Below are 25,847 nucleotides of genomic sequence, written 5' to 3' on the forward strand. Positions count from 1 at the left end.
CGATGTCAACACTCACCATCTCCGACCTGCACGTCAGCGTCGACACCGAGCAGGGCCGCAAGCAGATCCTCAAGGGCGTCGACCTCACGATCAACGAGGGCGAGATCCACGCGATCATGGGCCCCAACGGCTCCGGCAAGTCCACGCTGGCCTACTCCATCGCCGGCCACCCCAAGTACCACGTCGACTCCGGCTCGGTGACGCTCGACGGCGTCGAGGTCCTCGACATGACGGTGGACGAGCGCGCCCGCGCGGGCCTCTTCCTCGCCATGCAGTACCCGGTCGAGATCCCCGGCGTCACGACCACCAACTTCCTGCGCACCGCCAAGACCGCGATCGACGGCGAGGCGCCGGCCATCCGCGGCTGGATCAAGGACGTCCGCACCTCCATGGCGGCGCTGAAGATGGACCCGGCGTTCGCCGAGCGCAACGTCAACGAGGGCTTCTCCGGCGGCGAGAAGAAGCGCAACGAGGTGCTGCAGCTCGAGCTGCTGAAGCCCAAGTTCGCCGTGCTCGACGAGACCGACTCCGGCCTCGACGTCGACGCGCTCAAGATCGTGTCCGAGGGGGTCAACCGCGCGAAGGCGAACACGGGGCTCGGCCTCCTGCTCATCACGCACTACACGCGCATCCTCCGCTACATCCAGCCCGACTTCGTCCACGTGTTCGTCGCCGGACGGGTCGCCGAGCAGGGCGGCCGCGAGCTGGCCGACCGCCTCGAGGAGGAGGGCTACGACCGCTTCCTGACGCCCTCCACCACGGTGACCGCGTGAGCACGCAGAGCACCCTGACCCCGCAGAAGTTCGACGAGGTCGAGGAGGCGCTCAAGGACGTCATGGATCCCGAGCTCGGGATCAACGTGGTGGACCTGGGCCTCATCTACGACCTCGCGTGGGACGACGAGAACGACGCGCTCATCATCCACATGACGCTGACGTCGGCGGGCTGCCCGCTGACCGACGTGCTCGAGGAGCAGACGGCGGAGGCGCTCGACGGCGTCGTCGCCGCGTTCCGCATCAACTGGGTGTGGATGCCGCCGTGGGGTCCCGAGCGGATCACCGACGACGGCCGCGACATGATGCGGGCCCTCGGCTTCTCCATCTGATCCGCACCGCTCGGCCGACGACGGCCCCACCCTCGGGTGGGGCCGTCGTCGCGTGCGAGCCCCGGCGGGAGGCCCGTCCGCCGCCGTCTCGTACACTGGACCGGTCGGGTTCGATGAACGCCCTCGACCGACCGGGCTCGACCCCCTCTGCTGCGGGTCGCCCTCCTCCCACGGACCGTGGGACATCCGCTGACCAGAAGGACCCCTCACCGTGCTCGCTGTACACGAACTGGAGCTGCGCGTCGGCGCCCGCGTCCTCATGGAGGACGTCTCGTTCCGGGTGAGCCCGGGGGACAAGATCGGCCTCGTCGGCCGCAACGGCGCCGGCAAGACCACGCTCACCAAGATCCTCGCGGGGGAGGGCCAGCCCACGGGCGGCCGCATCGACCGCTCCGGCGAGATCGGCTACCTCCCGCAGGACCCGCGCTCCGGCAACCCCGAGGACCTGGCGCGGACGCGCATCCTCGACGCCCGCGGGCTCGGGACGCTGTCGATCGACATGCAGCGCGCGTTGCTCGACATGGCGTCGACGGACGAGAAGGTCTCGGCGAAGGCCATGAAGGACTACGGCCGCCTGGAGGAGCGCTTCGTCGCCCTCGGCGGGTACGCGGCCGAGGCGGAGGCCGCGTCCATCGCGAGCAACCTCAGCCTGCCCGACCGCATCCTCGACCAGCCTCTCAGCACCCTCTCCGGCGGTCAGCGCCGCCGCATCGAGCTGGCGCGCATCCTCTTCTCCGGCGCCGACACCATGCTCCTCGACGAGCCCACCAACCACCTCGACGCGGACAGCGTCACCTGGCTCCGCGAGTTCCTCAAGGGCTACCAGGGCGGCCTCATCGTGATCAGCCACGACGTGGAGCTCGTCGGCGACACCGTCAACCGCGTCTTCTACCTCGACGCGAACCGCATGGTCATCGACATCTACAACATGGGCTGGAAGCACTACCAGCGACAGCGTGCCGCGGACGAGGAGCGCCGCAAGAAGGAGCGCGTCAACGTCGAGAAGAAGGCGGGCGTCCTCCAGCTGCAGGCCGCGAAGTTCGGCGCCAAGGCGTCGAAGGCGGCGGCCGCCCACCAGATGGTGCGGCGCGCGGAGAAGATGCTGTCCGGCCTCGAGGAGGTGCGCGCGGTCGACCGCGTCGCGAAGCTGCGCTTCCCCGAGCCGGTGGCCTGCGGACGCACGCCGCTCATGGCGAGCGACCTCAGCAAGAACTACGGCTCGCTCGAGATCTTCACGGCTGTGGACCTCGCGATCGACCGCGGCAGCAAGGTCGTGATCCTCGGGCTCAACGGCGCGGGCAAGACGACCCTGCTGCGGATCCTCGCGGGCGTCGACCAGCCCGACACCGGGCGCCTCGAGCCCGGCCACGGTCTCCGGGTCGGCTACTACGCGCAGGAGCACGAGACCATCGACGTGAAGCGCAGCGTGCTGGAGAACATGGTGTCCTCCTCGCCGGACATCTCCGAGATGGAGGCCCGCCGGGTGCTCGGCTCGTTCCTGTTCACGGGCGACGACTCCGCCAAGCCCGCCGGTGTCCTGTCCGGCGGCGAGAAGACGCGACTGGCGCTGGCGATGATCGTCGTCTCGGGGGCGAACGTGCTGCTGCTCGACGAGCCCACCAACAACCTGGATCCCGCGAGCCGCGAGGAGATCCTCGGCGCGCTCAACACGTACTCGGGCGCGGTGGTGCTCGTCAGCCACGACTCGGGTGCGGTCGAGGCGCTGAACCCGGAGCGGGTCCTCATCATGCCGGACGGCACCGAGGACCACTGGAGCCCGGACTACATGGACCTCATCGAGCTGGCCTGACGCCCGAGGACCGCGTCGCACCGTCGCGGGCGGGAGCGCCGCGGGCCCGGACCGGTCGGGTCCGGGTCAGCGCGCGTCGTCGAGGATGCGGTCCTCGATGTCCGCGTCGGACGGCTGCTTGCGCGCCCGCTTCAGCTGCCGGGCGCGCTCCCGGTCCTGCTCCTCGGGATCGTCGGCGTTGATGATGCGGTACTCGTTGCGGACGGCGACGCCCAGCCCCACGAACGCGATCAGCGCGAAGACGATCCACTGGAACGCGTAGGAGAGATGCGGGCCCTCGTCCTCCGTGGGACGCGGCGTCGCGAACGGGGCCGCGTCGGCCGGCGCCGGGTCCTCCGAGATGAGGAGCCCGTACGCGGCCGTGAAGGTCGGGGCGCCCACGCGGTCCGCGATGTCGGGCAGGTGCACCGTGGCGATCTGGCCCTCGGGAGCGGAGCGCCCGGGGAGCTCCGGCTCGCCCGCCTTCAGCCGGGCGGTGACGGTCACCTCGCCCGCGGGCGGTGCCGGGACGGAGTCCGGGGAGTCCTGCGAGTTGCCGACGGGCACCCATCCTCGGTCGACGACGAAGACCCGCCCGTCGTCGAGCCGCAGGGGCGTGAGGACCTCGAAGCCCGGCTGGCCGTTGAACGGCCGGTTCCGGGCCAGGAGCTGCTCGTCGACCAGGTAGGTGCCCGTCATGGTGACGGGCGTCCACTTCTGCGTGTCGACGTAGGCGTCCGTGTCCCCCAGCACCTGGTCGACGGGGAGGGGCGCGCTGTCCCAGTTGTCCTCGACCTTGGCGATCTCGGCCAGGGCCTCGTCTCGGCGCGCGAACTGCCAGTGGCTGAGCAGCACGCAGGCGATGGCGAAGACGACCGCCACGAGCAGGTAGCCGGCCCAGCGGCGGTTGAGCACGAAGCGCCAGCGGTTCATGGGAGCGCCCCCTCGACGGGATCGTCGATGGCCGCGACGCGGACGGGGAAGTCCCGTCCGGCGAGGAACTCGCGGAGGAAGCCGACGTGCTCGTCGCACGCCGTCCACGTCTTCACGCGATCGGCCGCGTGGATGCGCGGGTTCCGCCACTCCACGCGCCATCCGGCGTCGGCACGGCAGCCGGCGCGCGAGCACTCGACGACGTCGGCGGGACCGGCGGCGCCGAGACCCCAGGAGGCGAGCCCGCTCACGCGCCGGTCGGGGTGTCGGGCGCGTCGCCCACGGTCGAGGGTCGGACGTCGGACGCACGCGGCTCGGGCGCGCGCCCGGTCTCGTACGTGGTGAACGGCTCGGGCGTGGTGAACGGCTCGGACGCGCGGAAGGGCTCGGAGGGCGTGTACGTCGGCGCCGTGGGCGGGAAGCCGGAGTGGCGGGCCGAGACGACCACGACTCCGCCCGGCCGCTCCACCGCGGTGCCCTGGTTGGCACCCACGTTGGCGAGGATGACGGCGAAGTACGGCAGGACGATGGCGCCGATGGCAGCCACGGCCAGCCACCAGCCCTGCAGGAAGAGGCAGGAAAGGATGCAGACCATGCGGATGCTCATGGCGATGGTGTACTTCACCATGCGGGCGTGGCGGTCCTCCTGCGGGGACCGGGGGAGGCTGGTGACCGACTGCTGCGGGGTTGGCATGCGTGGATGGCGTCCTTCGGGGGAGCGTCGCGCTCCCATCCCCTCCAGGGTACGCCGCGCCACCGCTAGGCTCGTCCGAGTCCGCAAGCCCCCGCCGAGCCGTAAGGGAAGGTCCCCATGAGCACCGCACGCACCGTCGTCGTCACCGGAGGCAACAGGGGGATCGGGTTCGCGATCGCCGAGGAGATGCTCCGCCGGGGACACCGCGTGGCGGTCACCGCGCGCTCGGGCGAGGGCCCGGAGGGCAGCCTCACCGTGCGGGCCGACGTCACCGACGCCGCGTCCGTCGACGCCGCGTTCACCGAGGTCGAGGCGGCGTACGGACCCGTGGAGGTCGTGGTGGCCAACGCGGGCATCACGCGCGACACGCTCATGATGCGGATGAGCGACGACGACTTCACCGAGGTCGTCGACACCAACCTCGGGGGCGCGTTCCGCGTCGTCAAGCGCGCGTCGAAGGGCATGCTCAAGGCGCGCTTCGGCCGGATCGTCCTCATCTCGAGCGTCGTCGGCCTCTACGGCTCGGGCGGCCAGGTCAACTACGCCGCCTCCAAGAGCGGGCTGGTGGGCGTCGCCCGCTCCATCACCCGCGAGCTCGGCGCACGCGGCATCACGGCCAACGTCGTGGCTCCCGGCTTCATCGAGACCGACATGACGGCGGAGCTCCCCGAGGCCACCGCGGCCGAGTACAAGAAGACCATCCCCGCCGGCCGCTACGGCACCGCCGCCGAGGTCGCGGGCGTGGTCGCGTGGATCGCCTCCGACGAGGCCGCGTACATCTCCGGCGCCGTGATCCCGGTCGACGGCGGCCTCGGCATGGGCCACTGACGACGCTCGCCGGGGATCGCACCGTGTCCGACCTCCTGGCGGCCTGGGACCTGGGTCCCGCCGCGCTCACCGAGCTGGGGGCGACGCACAACCACGCCTACCGCGTCGACGTCGACGGCGGACCCGCCTACCTGCTGCGCCTGCACGTCGCGCGACGGCAGCAGCACGAGATCGACCTGGAGCTCGAGTGGCTCGACATGCTGGCCGCGCGCGGCTGGCCGTCGGTCCCGGGACCCCAGCGCACGCGCGACGGGTCCTGGACGGCGACCGTCGAGGCCGCCGTCCCCGACGACGACGAGGTCGGGCTCCGGCGGTCGGTGATCGGCGCGTCGGGGGAGCGCGTGGAGCGGCGCCTCGCGAGCCTCCTCACCTGGCACGACGGGGAGATGCTGAGCAGCCTCCCGGCGTCCTCCGACGCCGGCCCGTTCGCCGAGACCCTGGCCGCCCTGCACGCCGCCGGCGCGCAGCCGGGAGCGGTCGCCCTGGCCGCCCGTCGGCGGAGGTACGACGCCGACTACGCGTCGACGCGACTGCAGCGGCTGGTCGAGGGCTACCCCGCGATCATGGCCGACGGATCCACCGCGGCGGCCTTGGCCGCTGCCGTGGAGGAGCTGCGGGCGACGCTCGCGCTGGCGGGCCCGCCGATCATGGTGCACGGCGACTACCACCCGGGCAACCTCATCCAGGGGCCCGAGGGGGTCTCCGTCATCGACTTCGACCGCTGCGGGCTCGGGCCGGCGGGGCTCGACGTCGCCGCCGCCATCATGTACCTCGCGCCGCGGCAGCGGGCGCAGTTCCACCGGGCCTACACGGCCGCGGGCGGCAGCACGGGCGTGCCGGACGAGCGCTTCGGCGCCTTCATCTTCCTGGCGTACCTCGACAACGTCACCCACCTCGCGAGCCTGCCGTCCGAGCGGGAGCGGATGCCCGGCAACATCGCGCAGCTCGCCGCCATCGCGCGGGCGGTCGTCACCGGCTGACGGCCGTGCGCCGCCCGGTCCTCCTCCCGGCCGACGCGGTCGGGGCCGTGCCGTTGCGCACGTGCGGCCGAGGGCCTAGGGCCGGAGGCCGACGAGCGCGAGGACCTGCGCGAGGTCGCGCCGGTCGATGCACACGTCGGCACCGCGGCGCACGGCCGGCTTCGCGTCGAACGCGACCGACAGGCCGGCGACGGCCATCATCTCGAGGTCGTTGGCGCCGTCGCCGACGGCGATGACGCGGCTGAGCGGGATCCCGAGCTCCCGGCTCCACTCCTCGACCGCGGCGCGCTTCGCCGCGGCGTCGATGACCGGCCCGGTGACGCGGCCGGTGAGACGGCCCCCGGCCGTCTCCAGGCGGTTCGCGCGCCACAGGTCGAGCCCGAGTCGGGCGGCCAGCGGGTCCAGGAGCTCGTGGAAGCCGCCGGAGACGACGGCCACGACGTGTCCCGCGGCGTGCAGGGCCTCGACCATCCGGTCGGCCCCCGGGGTCACGCGGATGCGCGCTCCCACCTCCACGTGCACGGTGTCGGGGAGGCCGGCGAGGGTCGCGACCCGGGACCGGAGGCTCTCGGCGAAGTCGAGCTCGCCGCGCATCGCCCGGTCGGTGACCGCGGCGACCTCCGCGAGCGAGCCCGCCTCCGCGGCCAGCAGCTCGATCGCCTCGTCCTCGATAAGGGTCGAGTCGACGTCGAGCACCACCAGCATGCGGGGGACGGCGGGCGTCGCCCCGGGGCGGGTCGGCGTCGGGCTGACCTCGATCACGGGGTGACGCGCACGCCCTTGCCCACGACCGTGATGCCGCCGTCGGTCACGGTGAAGCCGCGCTCCCGGTCGCGGTCGTGGTCGACGCCGACGGTGGCGCCGGGCGCGACCTCGACGTCCTTGTCGAGGATCGCGCGGCGGATGTCCGCGCCCGCCCCGATGTGGACCTTGTCGAACACGATGGAGTCGACGATGCGGGCGCCCGACTCGGCGATGACCCACGGGCCGAGCACGCTGCGCTCGACGTGGGCGCCGCTGATCACGCCGCCGAGGGAGGTGATCGAGTCGATCATCGTGCCGGTGTTGCCCTGCGCGTCGCGGACGAACTTCGCCGGCGGGCTGTTGAGCTGCTGGCTGAAGATCGGCCAGTCCTTGTTGTACAGGTTGAAGACCGGGAGGGCCGAGATGAGGTCCTGGTGGGCGTCGAAGAAGGACTCGATGGTCCCGACGTCCCGCCAGTAGTAGCGGTCGCGGTCGTTGGCGCCCGGCACCTCGTTGCGGTTGAGGTCGTAGACGCCCGCGTTCCCCTGCTCGACGAACCACGGCACGATGTCGCCGCCCATGTCGTGGGCCGAGTCGGCGTTCTCGCCGTCGCGGCGGACGGCGTCGATGAGCTGGTCGGTGTCGAAGACGTAGTTGCCCATGGAGGCGAGGACCTCGCCGGGCGAGTCGTCGAGGCCGACCGGGTCCTTCGGCTTCTCGAGGAAGGCGCGGATGGCGGCGGGGTTCGCGGGATCCGTGTCGATCACGCCGAACTGGTCGGCCAGCTCGATGGGCTGGCGGATGGCCGCGACCGTGGCGCCGCGACCCGAGGCGATGTGCGCGTCGATCATCTGGCTGAAGTCCATGCGGTAGACGTGGTCGGCGCCGACCACGACGACGATGTCGGGCTTCTCGTCGTTGATGAGGTTGAGGCTCTGCAGGATGGCGTCGGCCGAGCCGCTGAACCACCGCTTGCCGAGGCGCTGCTGCGCGGGCACGGAGGCGATGTAGGAGTTCAGCATCTGGTTGAGGCGCCAGGTCTGCGACACGTGGCGGTCGAGCGAGTGCGACTTGTACTGCGTCAGCACGACGATCTGCGTGAGCCCCGAGTTGATGAGGTTCGACAGCGCGAAGTCGATGAGGCGGTACTGGCCGCCGAACGGGACCGCGGGCTTGGCCCGGTCCGCGGTGAGCGGCATGAGCCTCTTGCCCTCGCCGCCGGCGAGCACGATTCCAAAGATCTTCTTCGATGCCATTGCCCCAGCGTAGATGCACGACGGGGCATGTACTAGCGTTCGACCAATGCGAGCAGACGTGATCACCAAGGAGTATCCGCCCGAGGTCTACGGGGGTGCCGGCGTGCACGTCACGGAGCTCGTGAAGGCCATGCGGCAGCGGACCGAGGTCGTCGTCCGCGCGTTCGGCGCCCCGCGCGACGAGCCCGGCGTCCTCTCCTACCCGGTCCCCGCGGAGCTCCGCGAGGCGAACGCGACCCTGCAGACCATGGCGGTCGACCTCGCCATCGCCAGCGACGTGGCCGGGGCCGACGTCGTGCACTCCCACACCTGGTACGCGAACCACGCGGGCCACGTCGCCTCGATGCTGCACGGCATCCCGCACGTGGTCACCGCGCACAGCCTCGAGCCGCTCCGCCCGTGGAAGGCCGAGCAGCTCGGCGGCGGCTACCGGGTGTCCAGCTGGATCGAGCGCACCGCCTACGAGGCGGCCGACGCCGTCATCGCGGTGAGCGACGGCATGAAGCGGGACATCCTCCGCTCGTACCCCGCGCTCGACGAGTCCCGCGTGCACACCGTCTACAACGGCATCGACCTCGAGGCGTGGGCCCCGGTGCACGACGACGAGCTGGTGCGGTCGCTCGGCATCGACCCGTCGCGGCCGTCCGTGGTGTTCGTCGGGCGGATCACGCGGCAGAAGGGCCTGCCCTACCTCCTCCGCGCGGCCGCGCTCCTGCCCGCCGACGTCCAGATGGTGCTCTGCGCGGGCGCTCCCGACACCCCGCAGATCATGGAAGAGGTCACGTCCCTCGTCCGCGGGCTCCAGGCGGAGCGCTCCGGCGTCGTCTGGATCGACCGCCTGCTGCCGCGCCGCGAGCTGTCCGCCGTGCTCACCGCGGGCACGGTCTTCGTCTGCCCGTCGATCTACGAGCCGCTCGGCATCGTCAACCTCGAGGCCATGGCGTGCGGCGCCCCCGTCGTCGGCACGGCGACGGGCGGGATCCCCGAGGTCGTCGACGACGGCGTCACCGGGCGCCTCGTCCCCATCGACCAGGCCACCGACGGCACGGGCACTCCCACCGACCCCGAGCGCTTCGTCCGGGACCTCGCCGCCGCGCTGACCGAGGTGGTGCAGGATCCGGACACCGCCCGCCGCATGGGCGAGGCCGGCCGGGCGCGCGCCGAGCGCGAGTTCGGCTGGGATCGCATCGCGCGCCAGACCGAGGCGATCTACGCGTCGATCCTCCGCTGACGGGACCCGCGGGGACGGGCACGACGTCCTTCCCCGCGGCTCTGGCGGTCGAGCCGCGCGCGGGCCGGGGCCGGTAGACTCGCGGCATGAGCCACGTCCTCTCCCTGTCCGGAGTGTCCTTCGTCCGGAACGGGACGACCATCCTCGACCGCATCGACTGGACGGTGGACGGCGACGAGCGCTGGGTCGTCCTCGGGCCGAACGGCGCGGGGAAGACGAGCCTGCTGCAGATCGCCTCGGCGATGGCGCACCCCTCCTCCGGCAGCGCGACGGTCCTCGACCACGAGCTCGGCCGCGTCGACGTGTTCGAGCTGCGCTCGCGCATCGGCTTCGCCTCGACCGCGATGGCCCGCCGCATCCCGGCGGACGAGACCGTGCTCGACGTCGTCCTCACGGCGGCGTACTCGGTGACGGGTCGCTGGAACGAGGACTACGAGGACATCGACGTGCGCCGCGCCCAGCGCGTGCTCGCGGAGTGGCGCCTCGGACACCTCGAGCAGCGCCGGTTCGGCACCCTCAGCGACGGCGAGCAGAAGCGCGTGCAGATCGCGCGATCGATCATGACCGACCCCGAGCTCCTCCTCCTCGACGAGCCGGCCGCGAGCCTCGACCTCGGCGCCCGCGAGGAGCTCCTCCAGCTGCTGGGCGGCTACGCGTCGGCGCCGGAGGCCCCCGGCATCGTCATGGTCACGCACCACGTCGAGGAGATCCCGCTCGGCTTCACGCACGGCCTGCTCCTCCGCGACGGCGCGGTCGTCGCGGCCGGGCCGCTCGCGGACGTCATCACCGCCGACTCCCTCGGCCGCACCTTCGGGCTCGAGCTCGAGGTCACGCACGTCGACGGGCGCTTCACCGCCCGCGCCGTGCGCGCCTGACCGCGGCTCCTCTCGGCGCGCCGGATCACCGGCCGACCGGAAGCCGCGCCCGTCTGGTAGGCTCGTCCACTGGTCCGGTGATCATCCCGCACCGCTCACGCTTCCCACGCACGACATCGATTCGACGAAGGACACCCCCGATGAAGACCGACATCCACCCCCAGTACGCCCCCGTCGTCTTCCGCGACCTCGCCTCCGGTGAGACGTTCCTCACCCGCTCCACCGTGGGCAGCTCGAAGACCATCGAGTGGGAGGACGGCAACACGTACCCCGTCATCGACGTCGAGATCTCCAGCGCCTCGCACCCCTTCTACACGGGCAAGCAGCGCATCATGGACTCCGCGGGCCGCGTCGAGAAGTTCAACTCGCGTTACGCGGGCTTCGGCAAGAAGTAGCAGCCACCCGCTGCACCACGAAGGGCGCCCGGCTCCGGCCGGGCGCCCTTCGTCGTCCCCGGGCCCACCCGCCCATGGCAGACGGGCGCGCGACGGAGGACGGGATCCGCGGGCGGGGATCCTCGATCAGCTGCCGGCGTGCCGCTCGGGCCAGGCGCCGGAGGTCGTGAACGCGGGATCCCGCGTGCGCCGCATGTAGTCCTGGAAGCTCTCGGCCTGCACGCGGGACCAGTCGACCTGCCGGTCGTGGAGGTCGAGCACGGGGATGTCGAGCTGGTCGGCGTAGCGCCCCGCGATGGCCTGGGCGACGCGGCCCGCGGCGATCGCGTCGGCACCGGCGTCGTGCGCGTCGTCGAGCCGCACGCCGTAGTGCTCGGCCGCGACCGACAGGGTGCGCTTGCCGCGGCGGTAGGTGTCCACGGCCTTGTCGATGACGAGCGGGTCGATCACCGGCCCGGTGTCGCGCAGCGGCTCCACGCCGTGGCGCACCGCCTCGCGGTTGAGGAGGGTGAGGTCGTAGGGCGCGTTGTAGACGACGAGCGCGAGCCCGCGGGCGAACATCTCGCGGATGGTGGTGACGATCTCGAGCACCACCGCGCCCGCGTCGCGGCCCTCCGCCCGGGCGCGCTCCGTGGTGACGCCGTGGATGGCGGCGGCACCCGCGGGGATCTCGACGCCGGGGTCGGCGAGCCAGTCATGGCGCTCGAGCACGCGCCCCTCGGCGTCGAGCACGACGATGCAGGCCGTGACGATGCGGGCGGTCTCCACGTCCACCCCCGTCGTCTCGAGGTCGAACGAGGCCAGGGTGTCGTGCCAGCGGGAGGTCATCCTGTAGATGCTACGGGCGACCGCCGATGGCGGGCGCACCCATGTGCAGCCAGTAGAAGCTCTGCGTCGCGAGCGTGAGGGTCAGGCGGCCGTCGTCGCCGACCGTCGGGAACACGCCGCCGCCGAAGAGGTCGTAGAGCTGCGATCCCGCGAAGTCGGACGCGTCGATCGTGACCGAGACGGGGTTGTGCGCGAACGAGAAGACGCACAGCACGTCCTCGGCGCGGTCGCCGAAGTGCGTGCCGCTGCCCTCGTAGGAGCGCACGAACGCGAGGACGCTCTCGTGGTCCGTGGGGAGCACCCGGATGGTGCCCTGCCCGAAGACCGGGTGCGCCTTCCGGACGTGGATGACGTTCCGCACCCAGTGCAGGAGCGACCGCGACTGGGCCAGCTGCGACTCCACGTTGATCTGCGCGTAGTTGTAGACGAGCGACTGCACGACCGGGAGGTAGAGCTTGCCCGGGTCGGCGGTGGAGAAGCCGGCGTTGCGGTCCGGCGTCCACTGCATCGGCGTCCGTGACGCGTCGCGGTCCGGGAGCCAGATGTTGTCGCCCATCCCGATCTCGTCGCCGTAGTACAGGAACGGGCTGCCGGGCAGGGAGAACAGGAGCGCGTGCACGAGCTCGAGCTCGGCGCGCGAGTTGTCGAGCAGGGGCGCCAGGCGACGGCGGATGCCGATGTTCACGCGCATGCGCGGGTCGTACGCGTACCAGCCGTACATGGCCTGGCGGTACTCCTCGCTCACCATCTCGAGCGTCAGCTCGTCGTGGTTGCGGAGGAACACGCCCCACGCCGCGGCGTCGGGGATCTCGAACGTCTCGCTCATGATGCGCTTCAGCTCGTCGGCCGTCTGCGAGCGCAGGGAGTAGAAGATGCGGGGCATGATCGGGAAGTCGAAGGCCATGTGGCACTCCGGCTCCTCCTCCGTGCCGAGGAACGCGGAGACCTCGCGCGGCCACTGGTTCGCCTCGGCGATGAGGATGCGGCCCGGGTACTCCTCGTCCACCATCGCGCGCAGGCGCTTCAGGAACTCGTGCGTGGCGGGCTCGCCCTCGCCGTTGCCCTCCTCGGTCTCGTAGAGGTAGGGGATGGCGTCGAGGCGCAGGCCGTCGACGCCCATGTCGAGCCAGTGGCGGATGACGCCGTAGATCGCCTCGTGCACCTTCGGGTTGTCGAAGTTCAGGTCGGGCTGGTGCGAGAAGAAGCGGTGGAAGAAGAACTGGCGCCGCACGGGGTCGAAGGTCCAGTTGGACTCCTCCGTGTCGACGAAGATGACGCGGATGTCCTCGTACTTCTCGTCGGTGTCGCTCCACACGTAGAAGTCGCCGTAGGGGCCGTCCGGGTCGGAGCGGGACTGCTGGAACCACTCGTGCTGGTCGGAGGTGTGGTTCATCACGAGGTCGATGACGATGCGCATGTTGCGCTCGTGGGACTTGGTGACGAGCTCCTTGAAGTCGTCGAGCGTGCCGAACTCGGGGAGGACCGACATGTAGTCGCTGATGTCGTAGCCGCCGTCGCGGAGCGGCGACTGGAAGAACGGCGGGATCCACAGGCCGTCGATGCCGAGCCACTGGAGGTAGTCGAGCTTGGAGATGAGCCCCTGGATGTCGCCCGTGCCGTCGCCGTTCGAGTCGACGAAGGAGCGGATCATGACCTCGTAGAAGACGGAGCGCTTGTACCACTGCTTGTCGAGGGTGAGGCCGGGCAGGGTGATGGGGGCGGTGAAGCTCACGGTTCTCCTCATGGGCGCGACGGGGCGTCGACTCGGGGGCGGGAAGGCCTGGGGGCGATTCTAGGTCCGGCGGCCAGGGCGGCCGGCCCGGCGCGCCCGGGGGCGCGGGCCGCGGGCGCTCGTAGACTCGACCCCGATGACCGTCCCCTCGCCCTACGCCGCCCAGCTCGACCGCATCCCCGTGGTGCGCCGCACCGTCGACCTCCTCGGGAGCAGCACCGCGTGGTGGGAGTACGGGCCGGCGGACGCCGCCGAGGTCCTGGTGGTCGTGCACGGCTTCCGCGGGGACCACCACGGGCTCGAGCCCGTGGTGGCGCAGCTGCCCGGGGTGCGGATCCTCTCGCCCGACCTGCCCGGCTTCGGCGACTCGACGCCGCTCGTCGGCGCCCGGCACGACATCCCCGGCTACTCTGCCTGGCTCCTGGCCTTCGTGGAGGCGACCGCGACCCGCGACGCGACCGTCCTCGGGCACTCGTTCGGGTCCATCGTCGTCACGGCCGCGCTGGCCGACGGGCTGCCGGCCCCCCGCGCCGTCCTCGTGAACCCGATCGCGGCGCCGGCCCTCGAGGGCCCGCGGGGCATCCTCACCCGGCTCGCCGTCCTCTACTACCGCGCGGCCGCCGTGCTCCCCGAGCGCGCCGGGTTCGGCCTGCTCCGCAACCGCGCCATCGTGCGCGTCATGAGCGAGGCGATGGCGAAGACCCGCGACCGCGGGCTCCGGCGGTGGATCAACGACCAGCACGACCGCTTCTTCAGCGCCTTCAGCGACCGGCGCGTGGTGCTCGAGGCGTTCCGCGCGTCGGTGTCCTCCGACGCCAGCACGTACGCCCCGCGGGTTCGCGTCCCGGTGCTGCTGGTCGCGGCGGAGCGCGACGACATCACGCCCGTCGCGGCGCAGCACCGGCTCCAGCGCCTCTTCGCCGACGCGCGCCTGGAGGTCATCCCGCGGGTCGGCCACCTGATCCACTACGAGACGCCGCGCGAGGCGGCCCGCGCCATCCGCCGCTTCCTGGACGAGGGGACCGCATCGTGAGGCTCGTGTTCGACTGCCGCTACACCCGCATCGGGCGGCACGACGGGATCAGCCGCTACGGCGCCGAGCTCGTCGCCCGGCTCGGCGCGCGCTTCGACGTGACCATGCTGATCAGCGACCACCGCCAGCTCCAGCTCCTGCCGGACCTGCCCTGGCAGCTGGTCAGCTCGCCCACGGGACCGCGGGAGCCCTGGGTCGCCCGGCGCGTCTCGCGGATGCGGCCCGACGTCGTCTACAGCCCCATGCAGACGATGGGGTCGCGCGGGCGCACCTACCCGCTCGTGCTGACCCTGCACGACCTCATCTACTACCGCCACCGGCGCCCGCCGCGCGACCTCCCGGCGCCCGTCCGCGCGCTGTGGCGCGCCTTCCACCTCGCGTGGTGGCCGCAGAGGCTCCTGCTCGACCGGGCCGACGCGGTCGTCACCGTCAGCGAGACGACGCGCGGCCTCATCCGCCGGCACCGCCTGACGACGCGACCCGTGGTCGTCGTGCCCAACGCGGCCGAGCTCGCGCCCGCGCCGGACGGGACGCCCGACGGGCCGCGACGCGGGCCCGAGGAGCGGACGCTCGTCTACATGGGCTCCTACATGCCGTACAAGAACGTCGAGACGCTCGTGCGCGCGGCCGACGACCTGCCCGAGCACGAGCTGCACCTCATGAGCCGCGTGCCGCCCTCGGAGCGGGAGCGGCTCGAGGCGCTCGCCGACGGCGCGCGCCTCGTGTTCCGGGACGGCGCGAGCGACGACGAGTACGCGCGCACCCTGCGGCGCGCGACCGCGCTCCTGACCGCCTCCCGCGACGAGGGCTTCGGCATCCCCGTGATCGAGGCCATGAGCGCCGGCCTGCCCGTCGTGGTCAGCGACATCCCCATCTTCCGCGAGATCGGCGGGGACGCCGCGGTGTACGTCGACCCGGACGACCCCGAGGGCTTCGCCGCCGCCGTGCGGGCGCTCGAGGACCCGGAGGAGTGGCGGCGACGGTCGGCCGCGTGCATCGCCCGTGCGGCGGAGTACGACTGGGACGCCTCGGCGACGGCGCTGGGGGACCTCCTCGAGCAGGTCGCGCGGTCGGGGCGCGGCAGCGCCTGACGCGCGCCCTGCGCCCGGGACGCCCGGGCGGTCGGTCCGCGTCGACCGCCGTGCGCGCCGGTGCCCGCCGCGGACCCGTTCAGGCGTGACGCGCGGTGCGGAGGTCGGCGATGGCGCCGAGGTCCGCCACCCCGCCGAAGCGCAGCAGCGAGAGCTCGCCGTCGACGACGCCGAAGGTGTGGGCCGAGCCGTTCTCGATCATGGGCCCGGGCCGCCCGACGAGCGACGGGTCGAGGCTCCGCGCCAGCGCCGCGATGACGCCGCCGTGCGAGACCGCGACGACCGAGCCGCCCGGGTGCCGGTCGGCCAGCCGCACGAGCGCCGCGCCCGCCCGCCCGGTGACCGACTCCACGGTCTCCCGGCCCGGCACGTCGCCGTCGAGGAAGCGCGCCTCGATCTCGGCGTGCGTCAGCCCCTCCGCGAGCCCGTAGCGCCGCTCCGCGAGCGCCGCCTCCGGCACCGGACCCGACGTCGGGGCGCCGCCGAGCGCGAGGTGCTCCACGATGATCGACGCGGTCTCGAAGGCGCGGCTCAGGGGGCTCGCGTACACGGCGTCCCAGGCGGATCCGCCGGAGACCGCCTCCGCGAGGAGCGCTCCGGCCGTGGCGGCCTGCGCCCGGCCGGTGTCGTCGAGCGGGATGTCGCTGGAGCCCTGCACGCGCCGCTCCACGTTCCACGCGGTGCGGCCGTGGCGGACGAGCACGATGCGGGTCACGCGGCGAGCTCCGTCGCGATGGCGCGGAGGACCTCGCTCGTGCCGCCCTCCAGGCGCACGGTGGCACGGGTGTCGCCCTTCGTGACGCCCCGGTTCAGGATGACGATCGGCATGCGGCTCCTCCGGGCGAGCTCGAGCAGGCGGATGCCGGAGTTGACCGCGAGGGACGACCCGGCGATGAGCAGCACGTCGGCGCCGGAGACGATGGCGCTGGCCTCCTGGAAGCGCTCCGTCGGCACGAGCTCGCCGAAGAAGACCACGTCCGGCTTGAGCATGCCGCCGCAGACGCTGCACACCGGGATCCGGAAGCGGTCGACGTCGTGGACCTGCGCGTCGCCGTCGGGGTTCAGCTCCACCGCGTCGGGCTGGTCGAGCCACGGGTTCTCGGCGCTGATCCGCTCGGCGACGGCGGAGCGCGCGTAGGCCTGGCCGCAGTCGAGGCACAGGACCCGGTCGAGCGAGCCGTGCAGGTCGACCACCCGGCGGGACCCGGCGCGCTCGTGCAGGCCGTCGACGTTCTGCGTGACGAGGCCCGCGACGACGCCGGCCGCCTCCAGGTCGGCGAGGGCCGCGTGCCCGTCGTTCGGCCGCGCCGAGCTGAAGGCCTTCCAGCCGAGGTGGCCGCCCGCCCAGTAGCGGCGGCGGAAGTCGTCGCCCTCGCTGCGGAACTGCTGGAACGTCATCGGGTTCCGCTTCGGGGCGCCCTCGCCCCGGTAGTCGGGGATGCCGGAGTCGGTGCTGAGGCCGGCGCCCGTGAGGACGGCGGTGCGACGGCCGCGCATGAGCTCGACCGCCTCGGCGATCGTGGACCCCGCGGGGGGCCGGGGATCGTCACGGAGAGCGGTGCTCATGGGGCCTCCCGGTGCCGAGCGGACGTCCGGCCCGGTCGGCGGGGAGCGACGGGGCAGGGCATCATTGTCCTGTCGAGTCTAGACAGCGCATCCCCGCGAAGGCTCCGCGTGAAGAGGCTCCCACCGCCGCGGTGCGGGCGGAGGAGAGGACCGGCGTGCACATCCACCGCATCGAGGACCTCGACTCCCCGGGCCTCGAGGACTACTCCCGTCTCACGGACGTGGCCCTCCGCCGCGTGAGCGAGCCCGCGGGCGGCCTCTACATCGCCGAGTCCACCAAGGTCATGGGCCGGGCGCTCGCCGCCGGCCACGTGCCGCGCTCGGTCCTCGTGCAGGAGCAGTGGCTCGACGACGTCGCCCCGCTCCTCGACGCGTTCCCCGACGTGCCCGTCTTCGTCGGCGCGGCCGCCGTGCTGGAGCGGCTCACCGGCTACAACCTGCACCGCGGGGCGCTCGCCGCGATGCACCGACCGACCCTGCCGTCCGTGCCCGACGTGCTGCGGGACGCGCGCCGCGTCGTGGTGCTGGAGGACATCGTCGACCACACGAACGTCGGCGCGATCTTCCGCGCCGTCGCGGGCATCGGCGCCGACGCCGTGCTCATCACGCCCCGCTGCGCAGACCCGCTCTACCGGCGGAGCGTCCGCGTGAGCATGGGCACCGTGCTGCAGGTGCCGTGGACGCGGCTGCCGGAGTGGTCCGAGGCGGCCCCGCTGCTGCACGCCGCGGGCTTCCACCTCGCGGCGCTGGCCCTCGAGGACGACGCGGTGACGCTCGACGCCTTCGCCGCGGACCCGCCGGAGCGGATCGCGCTCGTGCTCGGCACGGAGGGCGACGGTCTCAGCCGCCACGCGCTCCGGCACGCCGACTCGACGGTCGTGATCCCGATGCTCCACGGCGTCGACTCCCTCAACGTGGCCGCGGCGAGCGCCGTCGCGCTCTACGCGCTGCGGGTCCCCGCGTGAGCCGGGCGCGTCGCGTCGCGCTCTCCGGCGTCGCCGCCGCGCTCCTCGTCTCGGCGGGCGTCTACGTGCCCGTCACCCTCACCGCGGAGCCGCCCGCGGCGGTCGCCCAGGTGGACGCGCCGGATCCCGTCGTCCAGGTCCCGACGCCCGAGACCTGGCCGTCCGAGGGCGTGTCCGCGGTCGGCGCGATCGGGTTCGACGGCGTGCTCGCCACGAACGACGCGTCGCCCGTCGCCCGTCCCATGGCCAGCATCACGAAGACCGTGACCGCGCTCGTCGTCCTGGAGGCGCGGCCCCTCGCGCCGGGGGAGGAGGGGCCGCAGGTCACCTTCACCGCCGAGGACGAGGCGCTCCGCGCGGAGATCCTCGCGCAGGACGGGATCGTGGAGCCGGCGGTGCCGGGCACGAGCCTCTCCCAGCGCGACCTGCTCGAGGGCGCCCTGCTCGCGAGCGCCAACAACTACGCGGCCGCCCTCGGCGTGTGGGCCTTCGGGTCGAACGACGCCTTCGTCGCGGCCGCCAACGCCTGGCTCGTCGAGCAGGGCCTCGCGGGCACGCACGTGGCCGACGCCATGGGCCTGTCGCCGGAGACCGTGAGCACCACCGCCGACCTCGTCCGGATCGGCGAGCTGGCCCTCGCGGATCCGGTGCTCTCCGGCATCGTCGACCAGCGGAGCGCGGACGTGCAGGGCGTCGGGACGGTCGAGAACCGCAACCTCCTCGCCGCCGTCCCGGGATTCCGCGGCATCAAGACGGGGACCCTGGAGCAGGCGGGCAAGTGCCTGCTCTGGGCCGTGGACACGAAGGTGGGCGACCGCGACGTCACGGTCGTCGGGGTGACCCTCGGGGCGCGCGACCACGCCGAGCTCGCGCGGCAGGTGCTCGCGCTGCTGCCGACGGTGACGGCGAACATGCACGTGGTGCAGGTCGCCGCGGCCGGGCAGCCGTTCGCGGACTATACGACCGCATGGGGGGCGACGGCGCAGGCCGTGAGCACGACGGACGAGTCCCTGCTCGTGTGGGGCGACACCCCTGTCACGACCACGGTCGAGGCGGGTGCGTCCGGCGAGGCGGCCGCGGGGACCGGGGTCGGTACGGCCACGGTGACGGCCGGTCGGGAGACCGTGCGGGTGCCGCTGGCGCTCGACCGGGAGCTCCCGGGTCCCGACGGCTGGTGGCGGCTCGGCAACCCGGGGGAGCTGCTCGGCTGATCGGGGCCGGCCGCGGCCGGGCGGCGACGCCGGGACCGGCTCAGCGCGACGCCGGGTCGGGCTCGCGGCTCAGCGCGGGACGTCGGGGCGCGTCCACGGCGCCGCATCGGGGCGCTTGGCAGTCCGCCCGTCGCCGGAGGACTGGTGGCGGAGGCGTCGCAGCACCCACGGCACGAAGTACGAGCGCGCCCAGTCGATGTCGCCCGCGCGGGCCTGGCTCCACGTGCGCGCCGGCAGCGGCTCGGGCTTCAGCGGCTCGAGGTCGTTCTCGACGGCGAGCGCCTGCAGCACCATGCGCGCGACCGTGTGGTGGCCGAGAGGGGCGAGGTGCAGCCGGTCGACGTCCCACATGCGCGGGTCCTGGATCTCGCTGAGCGACCACTGGTCCGCGACGATGCAGTCGTGGCGGGCCGCCACCGCGCGGATGTCCTCGTTGTAGATGGCGACCTTGCCGCGGAGCCGGCCGAACACGGGGGAGAACTTGACGTCGGTGCCCGTGAAGAGCACCACCGTGGCGCCCTCGGAGGAGAGCCGGGCGACCATCCGGTCGAGGCGGTCGGCGAGCCGGTCGGGGTCGGCGCCCGGCCGGAGGATGTCGTTCCCGCCTGCCGAGAGGGAGACGAGGTCGGGGTGCAGCGCGAGCGCGGGCTCGACCTGCTCGTCGGCGATCTGCCCGAGGAGCCGGCCGCGGATGGCGAGGTTCGCGTAGGAGAAGCCGTCGACCTGGTCGGCGAGGACCTCGGCGACGCGATCCGCCCAGCCGCGGTGCCCGCCCGGGCTGCCCGGCTCGGGGTCGCCGATGCCCTCCGTGAAGGAGTCGCCGAGGGCGACGTAGCGGCGCCAGGGATGGGGCTCGGTCATGCGCTTCCTTCCGGGTGGGACGCCTCCCATCATAGGAACGGCCTCGAACGGCATCGGGAATGCGGCGCCGCGCTGTTTGGTTGAGCTCTCAAGCAACCCTGATCGCCCGAGGAACGAGGACCGCATGCCCGACCTGCTCTCCGCCGACACGTCCATGGGTCCCGTGACCCTGCTCGTCGGCGACCTGGACCGGATGACCGCCTACTATCGCGACGCGGTGGGGCTCGAGCAGATCGCGGAGGGCGTGGAGTCGACCACGCTCGGGCGCGCCGGCGTCCCCGCCGTGGTGCTCCAGCCCGCGCACGGACTCTCCCTCCCGCGCCGCGGGGACGCCGGGCTCTTCCACACGGCCGTCCTCTTCGACACCCCCGCCGCCCTCGCGCGGTCCGTCGCGTCCGTCGCGGGGAGCGCCGCGGGCTCCTTCACGGGCAGCGCCGACCACCTCGTGAGCCGCGCGTTCTACTTCACCGACCCCGAGGGCAACGGCGTCGAGCTCTACGCCGACCGTCCCCGCGACGAGTGGTCATGGCAGGACGGCGCGATCGTCATGGACACCCTGCCGCTCGACCCGAACGCCTTCCTCCGCGAGGAGCTCGCCCCCGTCGCCGGCCCCGCGTCCGACGCCGCCGGCATCGGGCACGTCCACCTCCAGGTGGGCGACACGGAGACGGCCTCCGCCTTCTACGTCGACGTGCTCGGGTTCGAGCTCGTCGCGGGCTTCCCCGGATCCGCGATCTTCGTCTCCGCGGGCGGCTACCACCACCACATGGCCATGAACACCTGGAACAGCCGCGGCGCCGGACGCCGACCCGCGACGCTCGGCCTCGGCACCGTCCGCATCGAGGTCCCCACCCGCGACGAGGTCGTCGCGGTCGACGCGCGGCTGCGGCAGGCGGGCGTCGCGACCCGCGACGACGGCCGGGAGCTCGCCTTCGAGGATCCGTGGGGCAACGCGCTCATCCTGTCGGCCGCCTGAGCGACGGTCGCGGCCCGACCCGTGCCGGGCGCGGTCAGGGAGACTGGGCGCATGACGCCCGACTCCCCGGCCGACCCGCGCGACCCGCACCCCCTCCTCGACGACGCGCTCCTCGCCCGCATCCGCTCCCGCGCCGCCGGCTACGACGCCCGGAACGCGTTCTTCGCCGAGGACCTCGACGAGCTCCGCGCGGCCGGGTACCTGCGACTCCTCGTGCCTGCCGACCTCGGCGGATCCGGTGCCTCCCTCGCCGATGCCGTGCGCGCGCAGGCGCTCCTCGCCCAGCACGCGCCCGCCACGGCGCTCGGCATCGGGATGCACCTCGTCTGGACCGCGGTCGCCCGCATCCTCGCCGACCGCGGGGACGACTCGCTGCGCGGCGTCCTCGAGGACGCCGGGCGCGGGGAGCTGCTCGCCTTCGCCGTCAGCGAGCCCGGCAACGACCAGGCGCTCGCCGACGCACTGACCCGCGCGGTGCCCGCCCCGGACGGCGCCTACCGGTTCACCGGCACCAAGGTCTCCTCCAGCATGGCGCCCGCCTGGACGCGGCTCGGCCTCTTCGGGCGCGACGACGCCGATCCCGACCGCCCTCTGCTCGTCCACGCCTTCGTCCCGCGCGATGCCCCCGGGCTCGAGATCGTGCCCGACTGGGACACGCTCGGCATGCGGGCGACGCAGAGCCACACGGTCGTCCTCCGCGACGTGCGCTCCGCCCCCGCCGACGTGGTCCGGCGGCGCGAGGTCGGACGCCGCGACGACCCCTTCGTGCTCGCCGTGCTGCAGGCGTTCGAGCTGCTCATCGCCGCCGTCTACGCGGGCCTCGGGCAGCGAGCCCTCGACCTCGCCGTGGAGTCGGCCCTCCGCCGCACCTCGCGCGCGGCCGGCGGCGCCGCGCTCGCCGCGGACCCGGGCATCCGGCACCTGGTGGCGGAGGCGGCGCTCGCGCAGGACGCGATCCTCCCGCAGCTGGAGGCGCTCGCCGCGGACGTCGACCGCGGCGCGGACCACGGCGACCGCTGGGCGTCGCTCCTCGTCGGCGCGAAGGTGCGGGCGACGCGCACGGCCGCCGAGGTCGTGCAGCGGGCGATCGCGGTCGCGGGCGGCGGGTCCTTCCGCACGGGCGACGAGCTCGGACGCCTCTACCGCGACGTGCTGGCCGGCGGCTTCCACCCCTCCAGCGACCGTCAGGCCGCGGAGACCATCGCCGCGACGCTGCTCGGCCCCGTCCCGCGCCGCGATTGACGGGAGACGGCGCGGGACCGGCGGGTCGTGCCAGGTCCCGGGGACGGCTCCTGCGGCCACCTCGCGACCCGCCCGGACCGCGCGGGGGAGGCGGATCCGTCCTCCCGGACCGCCCGCCGCGGGAGCCACGAGGCCGCGCCGATCGGGCGGCCGCACCGCCCTCCGGGCTCCCGCGCCACGGACGTGACGTCAGCCGGTGCGGGTATCGTGAGGTCGAGTGAGCACCCTGCCGTCCCCTCCTCCGCACGTCGGATCCGCCGCGGCCGAGCACCTCTCGCCGGCCTTCCCCGAGCGCGCCGCCTGGGGCACAGTCAGCAAGCTCCGGGCCTGGCAGGAGGAGGCGCTCACCGCCTACTTCGCGAACGAGCCGCGCGACTTCCTCGCGAACGCGACGCCGGGCGCCGGCAAGACCACCTTCGCCCTCCGCCTCGCCTCCGAGCTCCTGCACCGCAAGACCGTCGACAAGGTCACGGTCGTCGCCCCCACCGAGCACCTCAAGAAGCAGTGGGCCGACGCCGCCGCCCGCGCGGGCGTCCGCCTCGACCCCATGTACAGCAACTCCTCCGGAGCCCTCGGTCGGCACTACCACGGGGCCGCCGTGACCTACGCGCAGGTCGCCGCCAACCCGTACCTGCACAAGACCATGACGGAGTCGAGCCGGACGCTCGTCATCCTCGACGAGGTCCACCACGGCGGGGACGCGCTCAGCTGGGGCGACGCCATCCGCGAGGCCTTCGAGCGCGCCACGCGCCGCCTGTCCCTCACGGGGACCCCGTTCCGCTCCGACACCGCCCCCATCCCGTTCGTCAGCTACCTGCGCGACCACCGCGGCGTCCGGCTCTCCCAGACCGACTACGACTACGGGTACGGCCGGGCGCTCGCCGACGGCGTGGTGCGGCCCGTCATCTTCCTCGCCTACGCGGGCAGCATGCGCTGGCGCAACAAGATGGGCGACGAGATGGAGGCCCAGCTCGCCGAGGGCAACACGAAGGACATCACCTCGCAGGCCTGGCGCACGGCGCTCGCCCCCGACGGCGAGTGGATCCCGCAGGTGCTGCAGGCGGCCGACCGCCGCCTCAGCGAGGTCCGGCAGTCCATCCCCGACGCCGGCGGCCTCGTGATCGCCACCGACCACACCACCGCGCGCGCCTACGCGGCCATCCTCCAGCGGATCAGCGGGCAGCCCGTGACCCTCGTCCTGTCCGACGACGTCGAGGCGAGCGCCAACATCGACCGCTTCTCCGCCAGCACGTCGCGCTGGATGGTCGCCGTGCGCATGGTCTCCGAGGGCGTCGACGTGCCGCGCCTCGCCGTGGGCGTGTACGCCACCAGCGCCTCCACCCCGCTGTTCTTCGCGCAGGCCATCGGCCGCTTCGTGCGCGCCCGACGCCGCGGCGAGACGGCCTCGATCTTCCTGCCGAGCGTCCCGAACCTGCTCGTGCTCGCCAACGAACTCGAGCGCCAGCGCGACCACGCGCTCGATCGCGACTCCTCGAAGGAGGGCGACCTTTACAACCCCGAGGACGCCATGATGGGCGAGGCGAACCGCAGCGAGAAGGGATCCGACTCCCTCCTCAGCGAGTTCTCGTTCGAGGCGATGGGATCCGAGGCGACCTTCGACAAGGTCCTCTTCGACGGCGCCGAGTTCGGGCAGATGGCCGACGTCGGCAGCCTCGAGGAGGAGGAGTTCATCGGCCTCCCCGGGATCCTCGAGCCCGAGCAGGTCCGCGAGCTCCTCGCCCAGCGGCAGCACCGCCAGTCCCGGCACGCCTCCGAGCGGGAGCGCAAGCAGGCCGAGAGCGGGGCGCCGAAGGACCCGGACGACATCCCGCTGTATCGCACGCTCAAGGAGCAGCGGCAGCTCCTCAACAGCCTCGTCGGGATGCGCGCCAAGCTGCACGGCGAGCCCCACGGCCTCGTCCACGCCGAGCTGCGGCGCGTCTGCGGCGGCCCCGCCGTCGGCCAGTGCAGCGTGACCCAGCTGCAGCAGCGCATCGACCAGCTCCGCCGGTGGATGCGCAGCTGACGCGCTGACGCGCTGACGCGGACGGCTCACGGCCCGCGCTCGGCCGCCGCCCAGGCCCGCTCGCCTACTATCGGACGCCTGGGTGCCGCCCGACCGCACCCGCGAGGAGACCCGATGCCCGTCCCGTCGCGCGATGCCGACGCGTACGCCGTGCTCGGGGTCGAGCCCTCCGCGTCGCAGGACGAGATCCGCCGGGCCTACCGCCGGCGGGTGCGCGCCGCCCATCCCGACATGGGCGGCAGCGCGGACGAGTTCCAGGCCGTCCGCGACGCCTTCGAGTCCGTCGGCGACCCCGAGAGCCGCGCCCGGTACGAGCGTGCACTGCGGGACGCCCCGGCGCCCGAGGAGCCCGTCCGTCGGGCCCACCCGTCCGCGCCCGGTGCGACCGCCCCGGACGAGGCCTGGGATCCGGCGTCCCGCCGCGGACGCCCCGGAGCCCCGCGCGCGCGACCCGCGGCCCGCACCCGGAGCTTCGGCCACCCGGGCGGGTTCGCCCGGCTCCGCTACCTGGCGCTGGTGCGCGAGTGGCTGGCGGATCCGGCCGAGCCGTCCGTCCCCGCCGCTCCCGTCCCGCCGCGCGGGGGAGCGGCCCTCGCGGACCGCCCCGAGCCCTACGTCCGCCGTGCCCGTGCCGTCGCGCCGCCCGTCCTGGCCGCGCTGGTCGCCCTCGTCGTCCTGGTGTCCGGCGCCGGCGTCGTCCCGGCCCTCGTCGGACTGGTCGTCGGCGGCGCCGTGGGGCTCGCGTCCGCCGGCGTGCTCGGCCGCGCCTGGTACCGGGCGGAGGAGCCCCGGCGGGAGGCCGCGGAGCGCCTCCAGGAGCAGGTCCTCGCGCACGAGCGCGCCCTCCGCGCCTACCCCGACCTCATGGCCGCCTACAGCGCACGGCTCGCGCGCCTCGAGGGCCTCCGTCGCCGGTTCGAGGCCGACGCCTACGCGCCGGACCTGGTCGCGGAGGTGCCCGCCGCCGCGTCCGCGGCCCTGCGGGCTGCGGTCGCCCAGGAGGAGACCGCCCGCGAGCTGATGGAGCTCGGCCCCTCGTACGCGTTCTGGAACGGCGTGTCCGTGCCGCGCTCGGGCGACGCCGTCGACCACCTGGTGCTCGGCCCGCAGGGGCTCGTGGCGGTGGAGTCGGTGCCGCAGGGCGCGGACGCCGCGACCGATCCGGCGGCGCGCCACGCGGCGCTCCGCGGCCTCGACGCCCGGGCCCGGGCCCTCGCGCGCGAGATGGAGGTGCCGGTCGTCGGACTCGTGCTGTCGCTGCCGTCCGGGGTCCTGGGCGCCGCGCCCGTGGTGCTCCACACGGCCGACGACCCGCACGCGATCCCCGCCTACGCCGTCGCCCGCACCCTGCTGGCCGACCACGTGGCAGCCGGGCTGCCGGGGCTCATCGCCATGGATCCCGAGCGGCTCCTCGCCGTCCGCACCCGCCTGGTGCTCGACGCGCGCTTCGTCTGAGCCGGTGCGCGGTGGCGCCCGCGGGACCCGG

26 protein-coding genes are annotated in these 25,847 nt (G+C 73.5%); 16 read left to right on the top strand and 10 right to left on the bottom strand.

What is annotated here, in order from left to right; all coding sequences use genetic code 11:
* The first annotated feature begins 2 nt into the window (after positions 1 to 2).
* The 3 genes from sufC (at position 3) to AC07VC_RS05055 (ending at position 2,915) form a co-directional block, all read left to right on the top strand.
* The gene (gene sufC, locus AC07VC_RS05045; RefSeq protein ID WP_094115984.1) at positions 3 to 773 is read left to right on the top strand and encodes a Fe-S cluster assembly ATPase SufC; all 771 of its coding nucleotides are present in this window, start codon (positions 3 to 5) and stop codon (positions 771 to 773) included.
* A complete protein-coding gene (locus tag AC07VC_RS05050; RefSeq protein ID WP_043669540.1) occupies positions 770 to 1,105 on the top strand; it encodes a metal-sulfur cluster assembly factor in 336 nt (111 codons plus the stop codon). The genes sufC and AC07VC_RS05050 overlap by 4 nt, the downstream gene beginning before the upstream one ends.
* 211 nt (positions 1,106 to 1,316) lie before the next feature.
* Positions 1,317 to 2,915, top strand: coding sequence for an ABC-F family ATP-binding cassette domain-containing protein (locus AC07VC_RS05055; RefSeq protein ID WP_494675956.1), 1,599 nt, complete (start codon positions 1,317 to 1,319; stop codon positions 2,913 to 2,915).
* Between the two features lie 66 nt (positions 2,916 to 2,981).
* Here the strand turns inward: AC07VC_RS05055 and AC07VC_RS05060 are convergent, their stop codons facing one another.
* From AC07VC_RS05060 to AC07VC_RS05070, 3 genes are read right to left on the bottom strand one after another with little or no spacing between them, the layout of a single operon-like run.
* Positions 2,982 to 3,827: an SURF1 family cytochrome oxidase biogenesis protein gene (locus AC07VC_RS05060; RefSeq protein ID WP_494675955.1), complete on the bottom strand. Its 846-nt coding sequence runs from the start codon at positions 3,825 to 3,827 to the stop codon at positions 2,982 to 2,984.
* Positions 3,824 to 4,078, bottom strand: coding sequence for a hypothetical protein (locus AC07VC_RS05065; RefSeq protein ID WP_494675954.1), 255 nt, complete (start codon positions 4,076 to 4,078; stop codon positions 3,824 to 3,826). Before AC07VC_RS05065 ends, AC07VC_RS05060 begins: the two co-directional genes overlap by 4 nt.
* Complete coding sequence (locus AC07VC_RS05070) at positions 4,075 to 4,521, bottom strand: DUF3099 domain-containing protein (protein WP_317228647.1); 447 nt, start codon at positions 4,519 to 4,521, stop codon at positions 4,075 to 4,077. The genes AC07VC_RS05065 and AC07VC_RS05070 overlap by 4 nt, the downstream gene beginning before the upstream one ends.
* A gap of 117 nt (positions 4,522 to 4,638) precedes the next feature.
* Here AC07VC_RS05070 and fabG point away from each other — a divergent pair, with 117 nt between their 5' ends.
* Both fabG and AC07VC_RS05080 read left to right on the top strand, forming a co-directional pair.
* Complete coding sequence (gene fabG, locus AC07VC_RS05075) at positions 4,639 to 5,349, top strand: 3-oxoacyl-ACP reductase FabG (RefSeq protein WP_494675953.1); 711 nt, start codon at positions 4,639 to 4,641, stop codon at positions 5,347 to 5,349.
* A gap of 23 nt (positions 5,350 to 5,372) precedes the next feature.
* Positions 5,373 to 6,329 (top strand): phosphotransferase enzyme family protein, encoded by a 957-nt coding sequence (locus tag AC07VC_RS05080; RefSeq protein ID WP_494675952.1) that lies wholly within the window; start codon positions 5,373 to 5,375, stop codon positions 6,327 to 6,329.
* 75 nt (positions 6,330 to 6,404) lie between these two features.
* On the opposite strand, the gene serB is transcribed toward AC07VC_RS05080, so the two are convergent.
* The gene (gene serB / locus AC07VC_RS05085; RefSeq protein WP_494676567.1) at positions 6,405 to 7,034 is read right to left on the bottom strand and encodes a phosphoserine phosphatase SerB; all 630 of its coding nucleotides are present in this window, start codon (positions 7,032 to 7,034) and stop codon (positions 6,405 to 6,407) included.
* Positions 7,035 to 7,087: 53 nt separating this feature from the next.
* The gene (locus tag AC07VC_RS05090; protein ID WP_494675951.1) at positions 7,088 to 8,329 is read right to left on the bottom strand and encodes a glucose-1-phosphate adenylyltransferase; all 1,242 of its coding nucleotides are present in this window, start codon (positions 8,327 to 8,329) and stop codon (positions 7,088 to 7,090) included.
* A 46-nt stretch (positions 8,330 to 8,375) separates the two neighbouring features.
* On the opposite strand from AC07VC_RS05090, the gene glgA reads away from it, so the two are divergent.
* From glgA to AC07VC_RS05105, 3 genes are all read left to right on the top strand, one after another.
* The gene (gene glgA / locus AC07VC_RS05095) at positions 8,376 to 9,560 is read left to right on the top strand and encodes a glycogen synthase (RefSeq protein WP_494675950.1); all 1,185 of its coding nucleotides are present in this window, start codon (positions 8,376 to 8,378) and stop codon (positions 9,558 to 9,560) included.
* A gap of 86 nt (positions 9,561 to 9,646) precedes the next feature.
* A complete protein-coding gene (locus AC07VC_RS05100; RefSeq protein ID WP_317228652.1) occupies positions 9,647 to 10,435 on the top strand; it encodes an ABC transporter ATP-binding protein in 789 nt (262 codons plus the stop codon).
* A 140-nt stretch (positions 10,436 to 10,575) separates the two neighbouring features.
* On the top strand, positions 10,576 to 10,830 hold the full coding sequence (locus AC07VC_RS05105; RefSeq protein WP_094115976.1) for a type B 50S ribosomal protein L31: 255 nt from the start codon (positions 10,576 to 10,578) through the stop codon (positions 10,828 to 10,830).
* Positions 10,831 to 10,956: 126 nt separating this feature from the next.
* On the opposite strand, the gene AC07VC_RS05110 is transcribed toward AC07VC_RS05105, so the two are convergent.
* Both AC07VC_RS05110 and treS read right to left on the bottom strand, forming a co-directional pair.
* Positions 10,957 to 11,658, bottom strand: a complete 702-nt coding sequence (locus AC07VC_RS05110; protein WP_317228653.1) for a 3'-5' exonuclease — start codon at positions 11,656 to 11,658, stop codon at positions 10,957 to 10,959.
* A 10-nt stretch (positions 11,659 to 11,668) separates the two neighbouring features.
* Positions 11,669 to 13,402, bottom strand: a complete 1,734-nt coding sequence (gene treS, locus AC07VC_RS05115) for a maltose alpha-D-glucosyltransferase (RefSeq protein ID WP_374953154.1) — start codon at positions 13,400 to 13,402, stop codon at positions 11,669 to 11,671.
* A gap of 124 nt (positions 13,403 to 13,526) precedes the next feature.
* Between treS and AC07VC_RS05120 the strand changes: the two genes are divergently transcribed.
* A complete protein-coding gene (locus AC07VC_RS05120; RefSeq protein ID WP_317228654.1) occupies positions 13,527 to 14,423 on the top strand; it encodes an alpha/beta fold hydrolase in 897 nt (298 codons plus the stop codon).
* Positions 14,420 to 15,514: a glycosyltransferase family 4 protein gene (locus tag AC07VC_RS05125; protein ID WP_494675949.1), complete on the top strand. Its 1,095-nt coding sequence runs from the start codon at positions 14,420 to 14,422 to the stop codon at positions 15,512 to 15,514. Before AC07VC_RS05120 ends, AC07VC_RS05125 begins: the two co-directional genes overlap by 4 nt.
* 79 nt (positions 15,515 to 15,593) lie before the next feature.
* Here the strand turns inward: AC07VC_RS05125 and AC07VC_RS05130 are convergent, their stop codons facing one another.
* Both AC07VC_RS05130 and AC07VC_RS05135 read right to left on the bottom strand, forming a co-directional pair.
* Positions 15,594 to 16,229, bottom strand: coding sequence for a histidine phosphatase family protein (locus AC07VC_RS05130; RefSeq protein WP_494675948.1), 636 nt, complete (start codon positions 16,227 to 16,229; stop codon positions 15,594 to 15,596).
* On the bottom strand, positions 16,226 to 17,080 hold the full coding sequence (locus AC07VC_RS05135; RefSeq protein WP_494675947.1) for a Sir2 family NAD-dependent protein deacetylase: 855 nt from the start codon (positions 17,078 to 17,080) through the stop codon (positions 16,226 to 16,228). Before AC07VC_RS05135 ends, AC07VC_RS05130 begins: the two co-directional genes overlap by 4 nt.
* 155 nt (positions 17,081 to 17,235) lie before the next feature.
* Here AC07VC_RS05135 and AC07VC_RS05140 point away from each other — a divergent pair, with 155 nt between their 5' ends.
* Together AC07VC_RS05140 and AC07VC_RS05145 are read left to right on the top strand one after the other, a co-directional pair.
* Positions 17,236 to 18,045 (top strand): TrmH family RNA methyltransferase, encoded by an 810-nt coding sequence (locus AC07VC_RS05140; protein ID WP_494675946.1) that lies wholly within the window; start codon positions 17,236 to 17,238, stop codon positions 18,043 to 18,045.
* Positions 18,042 to 19,256: a D-alanyl-D-alanine carboxypeptidase family protein gene (locus AC07VC_RS05145; protein WP_317228659.1), complete on the top strand. Its 1,215-nt coding sequence runs from the start codon at positions 18,042 to 18,044 to the stop codon at positions 19,254 to 19,256. Before AC07VC_RS05140 ends, AC07VC_RS05145 begins: the two co-directional genes overlap by 4 nt.
* 69 nt (positions 19,257 to 19,325) lie before the next feature.
* Here the strand turns inward: AC07VC_RS05145 and AC07VC_RS05150 are convergent, their stop codons facing one another.
* A complete protein-coding gene (locus AC07VC_RS05150) occupies positions 19,326 to 20,117 on the bottom strand; it encodes an SGNH/GDSL hydrolase family protein (protein WP_494675945.1) in 792 nt (263 codons plus the stop codon).
* A 124-nt stretch (positions 20,118 to 20,241) separates the two neighbouring features.
* Here AC07VC_RS05150 and AC07VC_RS05155 point away from each other — a divergent pair, with 124 nt between their 5' ends.
* The 4 genes from AC07VC_RS05155 (at position 20,242) to AC07VC_RS05170 (ending at position 25,816) form a co-directional block, all read left to right on the top strand.
* Complete coding sequence (locus AC07VC_RS05155; protein ID WP_494675944.1) at positions 20,242 to 21,093, top strand: VOC family protein; 852 nt, start codon at positions 20,242 to 20,244, stop codon at positions 21,091 to 21,093.
* Positions 21,094 to 21,144: 51 nt separating this feature from the next.
* A complete protein-coding gene (locus tag AC07VC_RS05160; RefSeq protein ID WP_494675943.1) occupies positions 21,145 to 22,335 on the top strand; it encodes an acyl-CoA dehydrogenase family protein in 1,191 nt (396 codons plus the stop codon).
* 217 nt (positions 22,336 to 22,552) lie between these two features.
* On the top strand, positions 22,553 to 24,361 hold the full coding sequence (locus AC07VC_RS05165) for a DEAD/DEAH box helicase (RefSeq protein WP_317228663.1): 1,809 nt from the start codon (positions 22,553 to 22,555) through the stop codon (positions 24,359 to 24,361).
* A 114-nt stretch (positions 24,362 to 24,475) separates the two neighbouring features.
* Positions 24,476 to 25,816, top strand: coding sequence for a DnaJ domain-containing protein (locus AC07VC_RS05170; protein WP_494675942.1), 1,341 nt, complete (start codon positions 24,476 to 24,478; stop codon positions 25,814 to 25,816).
* Positions 25,817 to 25,847: the final 31 nt, after the last annotated feature.

It is taken from the genome of Clavibacter sp. GW821-FHT01D01, assembly GCF_059422605.1.

What these genes read in the sequence shown, in the direction of transcription:
- glgA (WP_494675950.1), top strand. Translation starts at nt 8,376, where the DNA reads ATGCGAGCAGACGTGATCACCAAGGAGTATCCGCCCGAGGTCTACGGG.
- AC07VC_RS05110 (WP_317228653.1), bottom strand. Translation starts at nt 11,658, where the DNA reads ATGACCTCCCGCTGGCACGACACCCTGGCCTCGTTCGACCTCGAGACG.
- AC07VC_RS05155 (WP_494675944.1), top strand. Translation starts at nt 20,242, where the DNA reads ATGCCCGACCTGCTCTCCGCCGACACGTCCATGGGTCCCGTGACCCTG.
- AC07VC_RS05170 (WP_494675942.1), top strand. Translation starts at nt 24,476, where the DNA reads ATGCCCGTCCCGTCGCGCGATGCCGACGCGTACGCCGTGCTCGGGGTC.
- fabG (WP_494675953.1), top strand. Translation starts at nt 4,639, where the DNA reads ATGAGCACCGCACGCACCGTCGTCGTCACCGGAGGCAACAGGGGGATC.
- AC07VC_RS05090 (WP_494675951.1), bottom strand. Translation starts at nt 8,329, where the DNA reads ATGGCATCGAAGAAGATCTTTGGAATCGTGCTCGCCGGCGGCGAGGGC.
- AC07VC_RS05150 (WP_494675945.1), bottom strand. Translation starts at nt 20,117, where the DNA reads ATGACCGAGCCCCATCCCTGGCGCCGCTACGTCGCCCTCGGCGACTCC.
- AC07VC_RS05100 (WP_317228652.1), top strand. Translation starts at nt 9,647, where the DNA reads ATGAGCCACGTCCTCTCCCTGTCCGGAGTGTCCTTCGTCCGGAACGGG.
- AC07VC_RS05105 (WP_094115976.1), top strand. Translation starts at nt 10,576, where the DNA reads ATGAAGACCGACATCCACCCCCAGTACGCCCCCGTCGTCTTCCGCGAC.
- AC07VC_RS05135 (WP_494675947.1), bottom strand. Translation starts at nt 17,080, where the DNA reads ATGAGCACCGCTCTCCGTGACGATCCCCGGCCCCCCGCGGGGTCCACG.
- AC07VC_RS05070 (WP_317228647.1), bottom strand. Translation starts at nt 4,521, where the DNA reads ATGCCAACCCCGCAGCAGTCGGTCACCAGCCTCCCCCGGTCCCCGCAG.
- AC07VC_RS05160 (WP_494675943.1), top strand. Translation starts at nt 21,145, where the DNA reads ATGACGCCCGACTCCCCGGCCGACCCGCGCGACCCGCACCCCCTCCTC.
- serB (WP_494676567.1), bottom strand. Translation starts at nt 7,034, where the DNA reads ATGCTGGTGGTGCTCGACGTCGACTCGACCCTTATCGAGGACGAGGCG.
- treS (WP_374953154.1), bottom strand. Translation starts at nt 13,402, where the DNA reads ATGAGGAGAACCGTGAGCTTCACCGCCCCCATCACCCTGCCCGGCCTC.
- AC07VC_RS05060 (WP_494675955.1), bottom strand. Translation starts at nt 3,827, where the DNA reads ATGAACCGCTGGCGCTTCGTGCTCAACCGCCGCTGGGCCGGCTACCTG.
- sufC (WP_094115984.1), top strand. Translation starts at nt 3, where the DNA reads ATGTCAACACTCACCATCTCCGACCTGCACGTCAGCGTCGACACCGAG.
- AC07VC_RS05120 (WP_317228654.1), top strand. Translation starts at nt 13,527, where the DNA reads ATGACCGTCCCCTCGCCCTACGCCGCCCAGCTCGACCGCATCCCCGTG.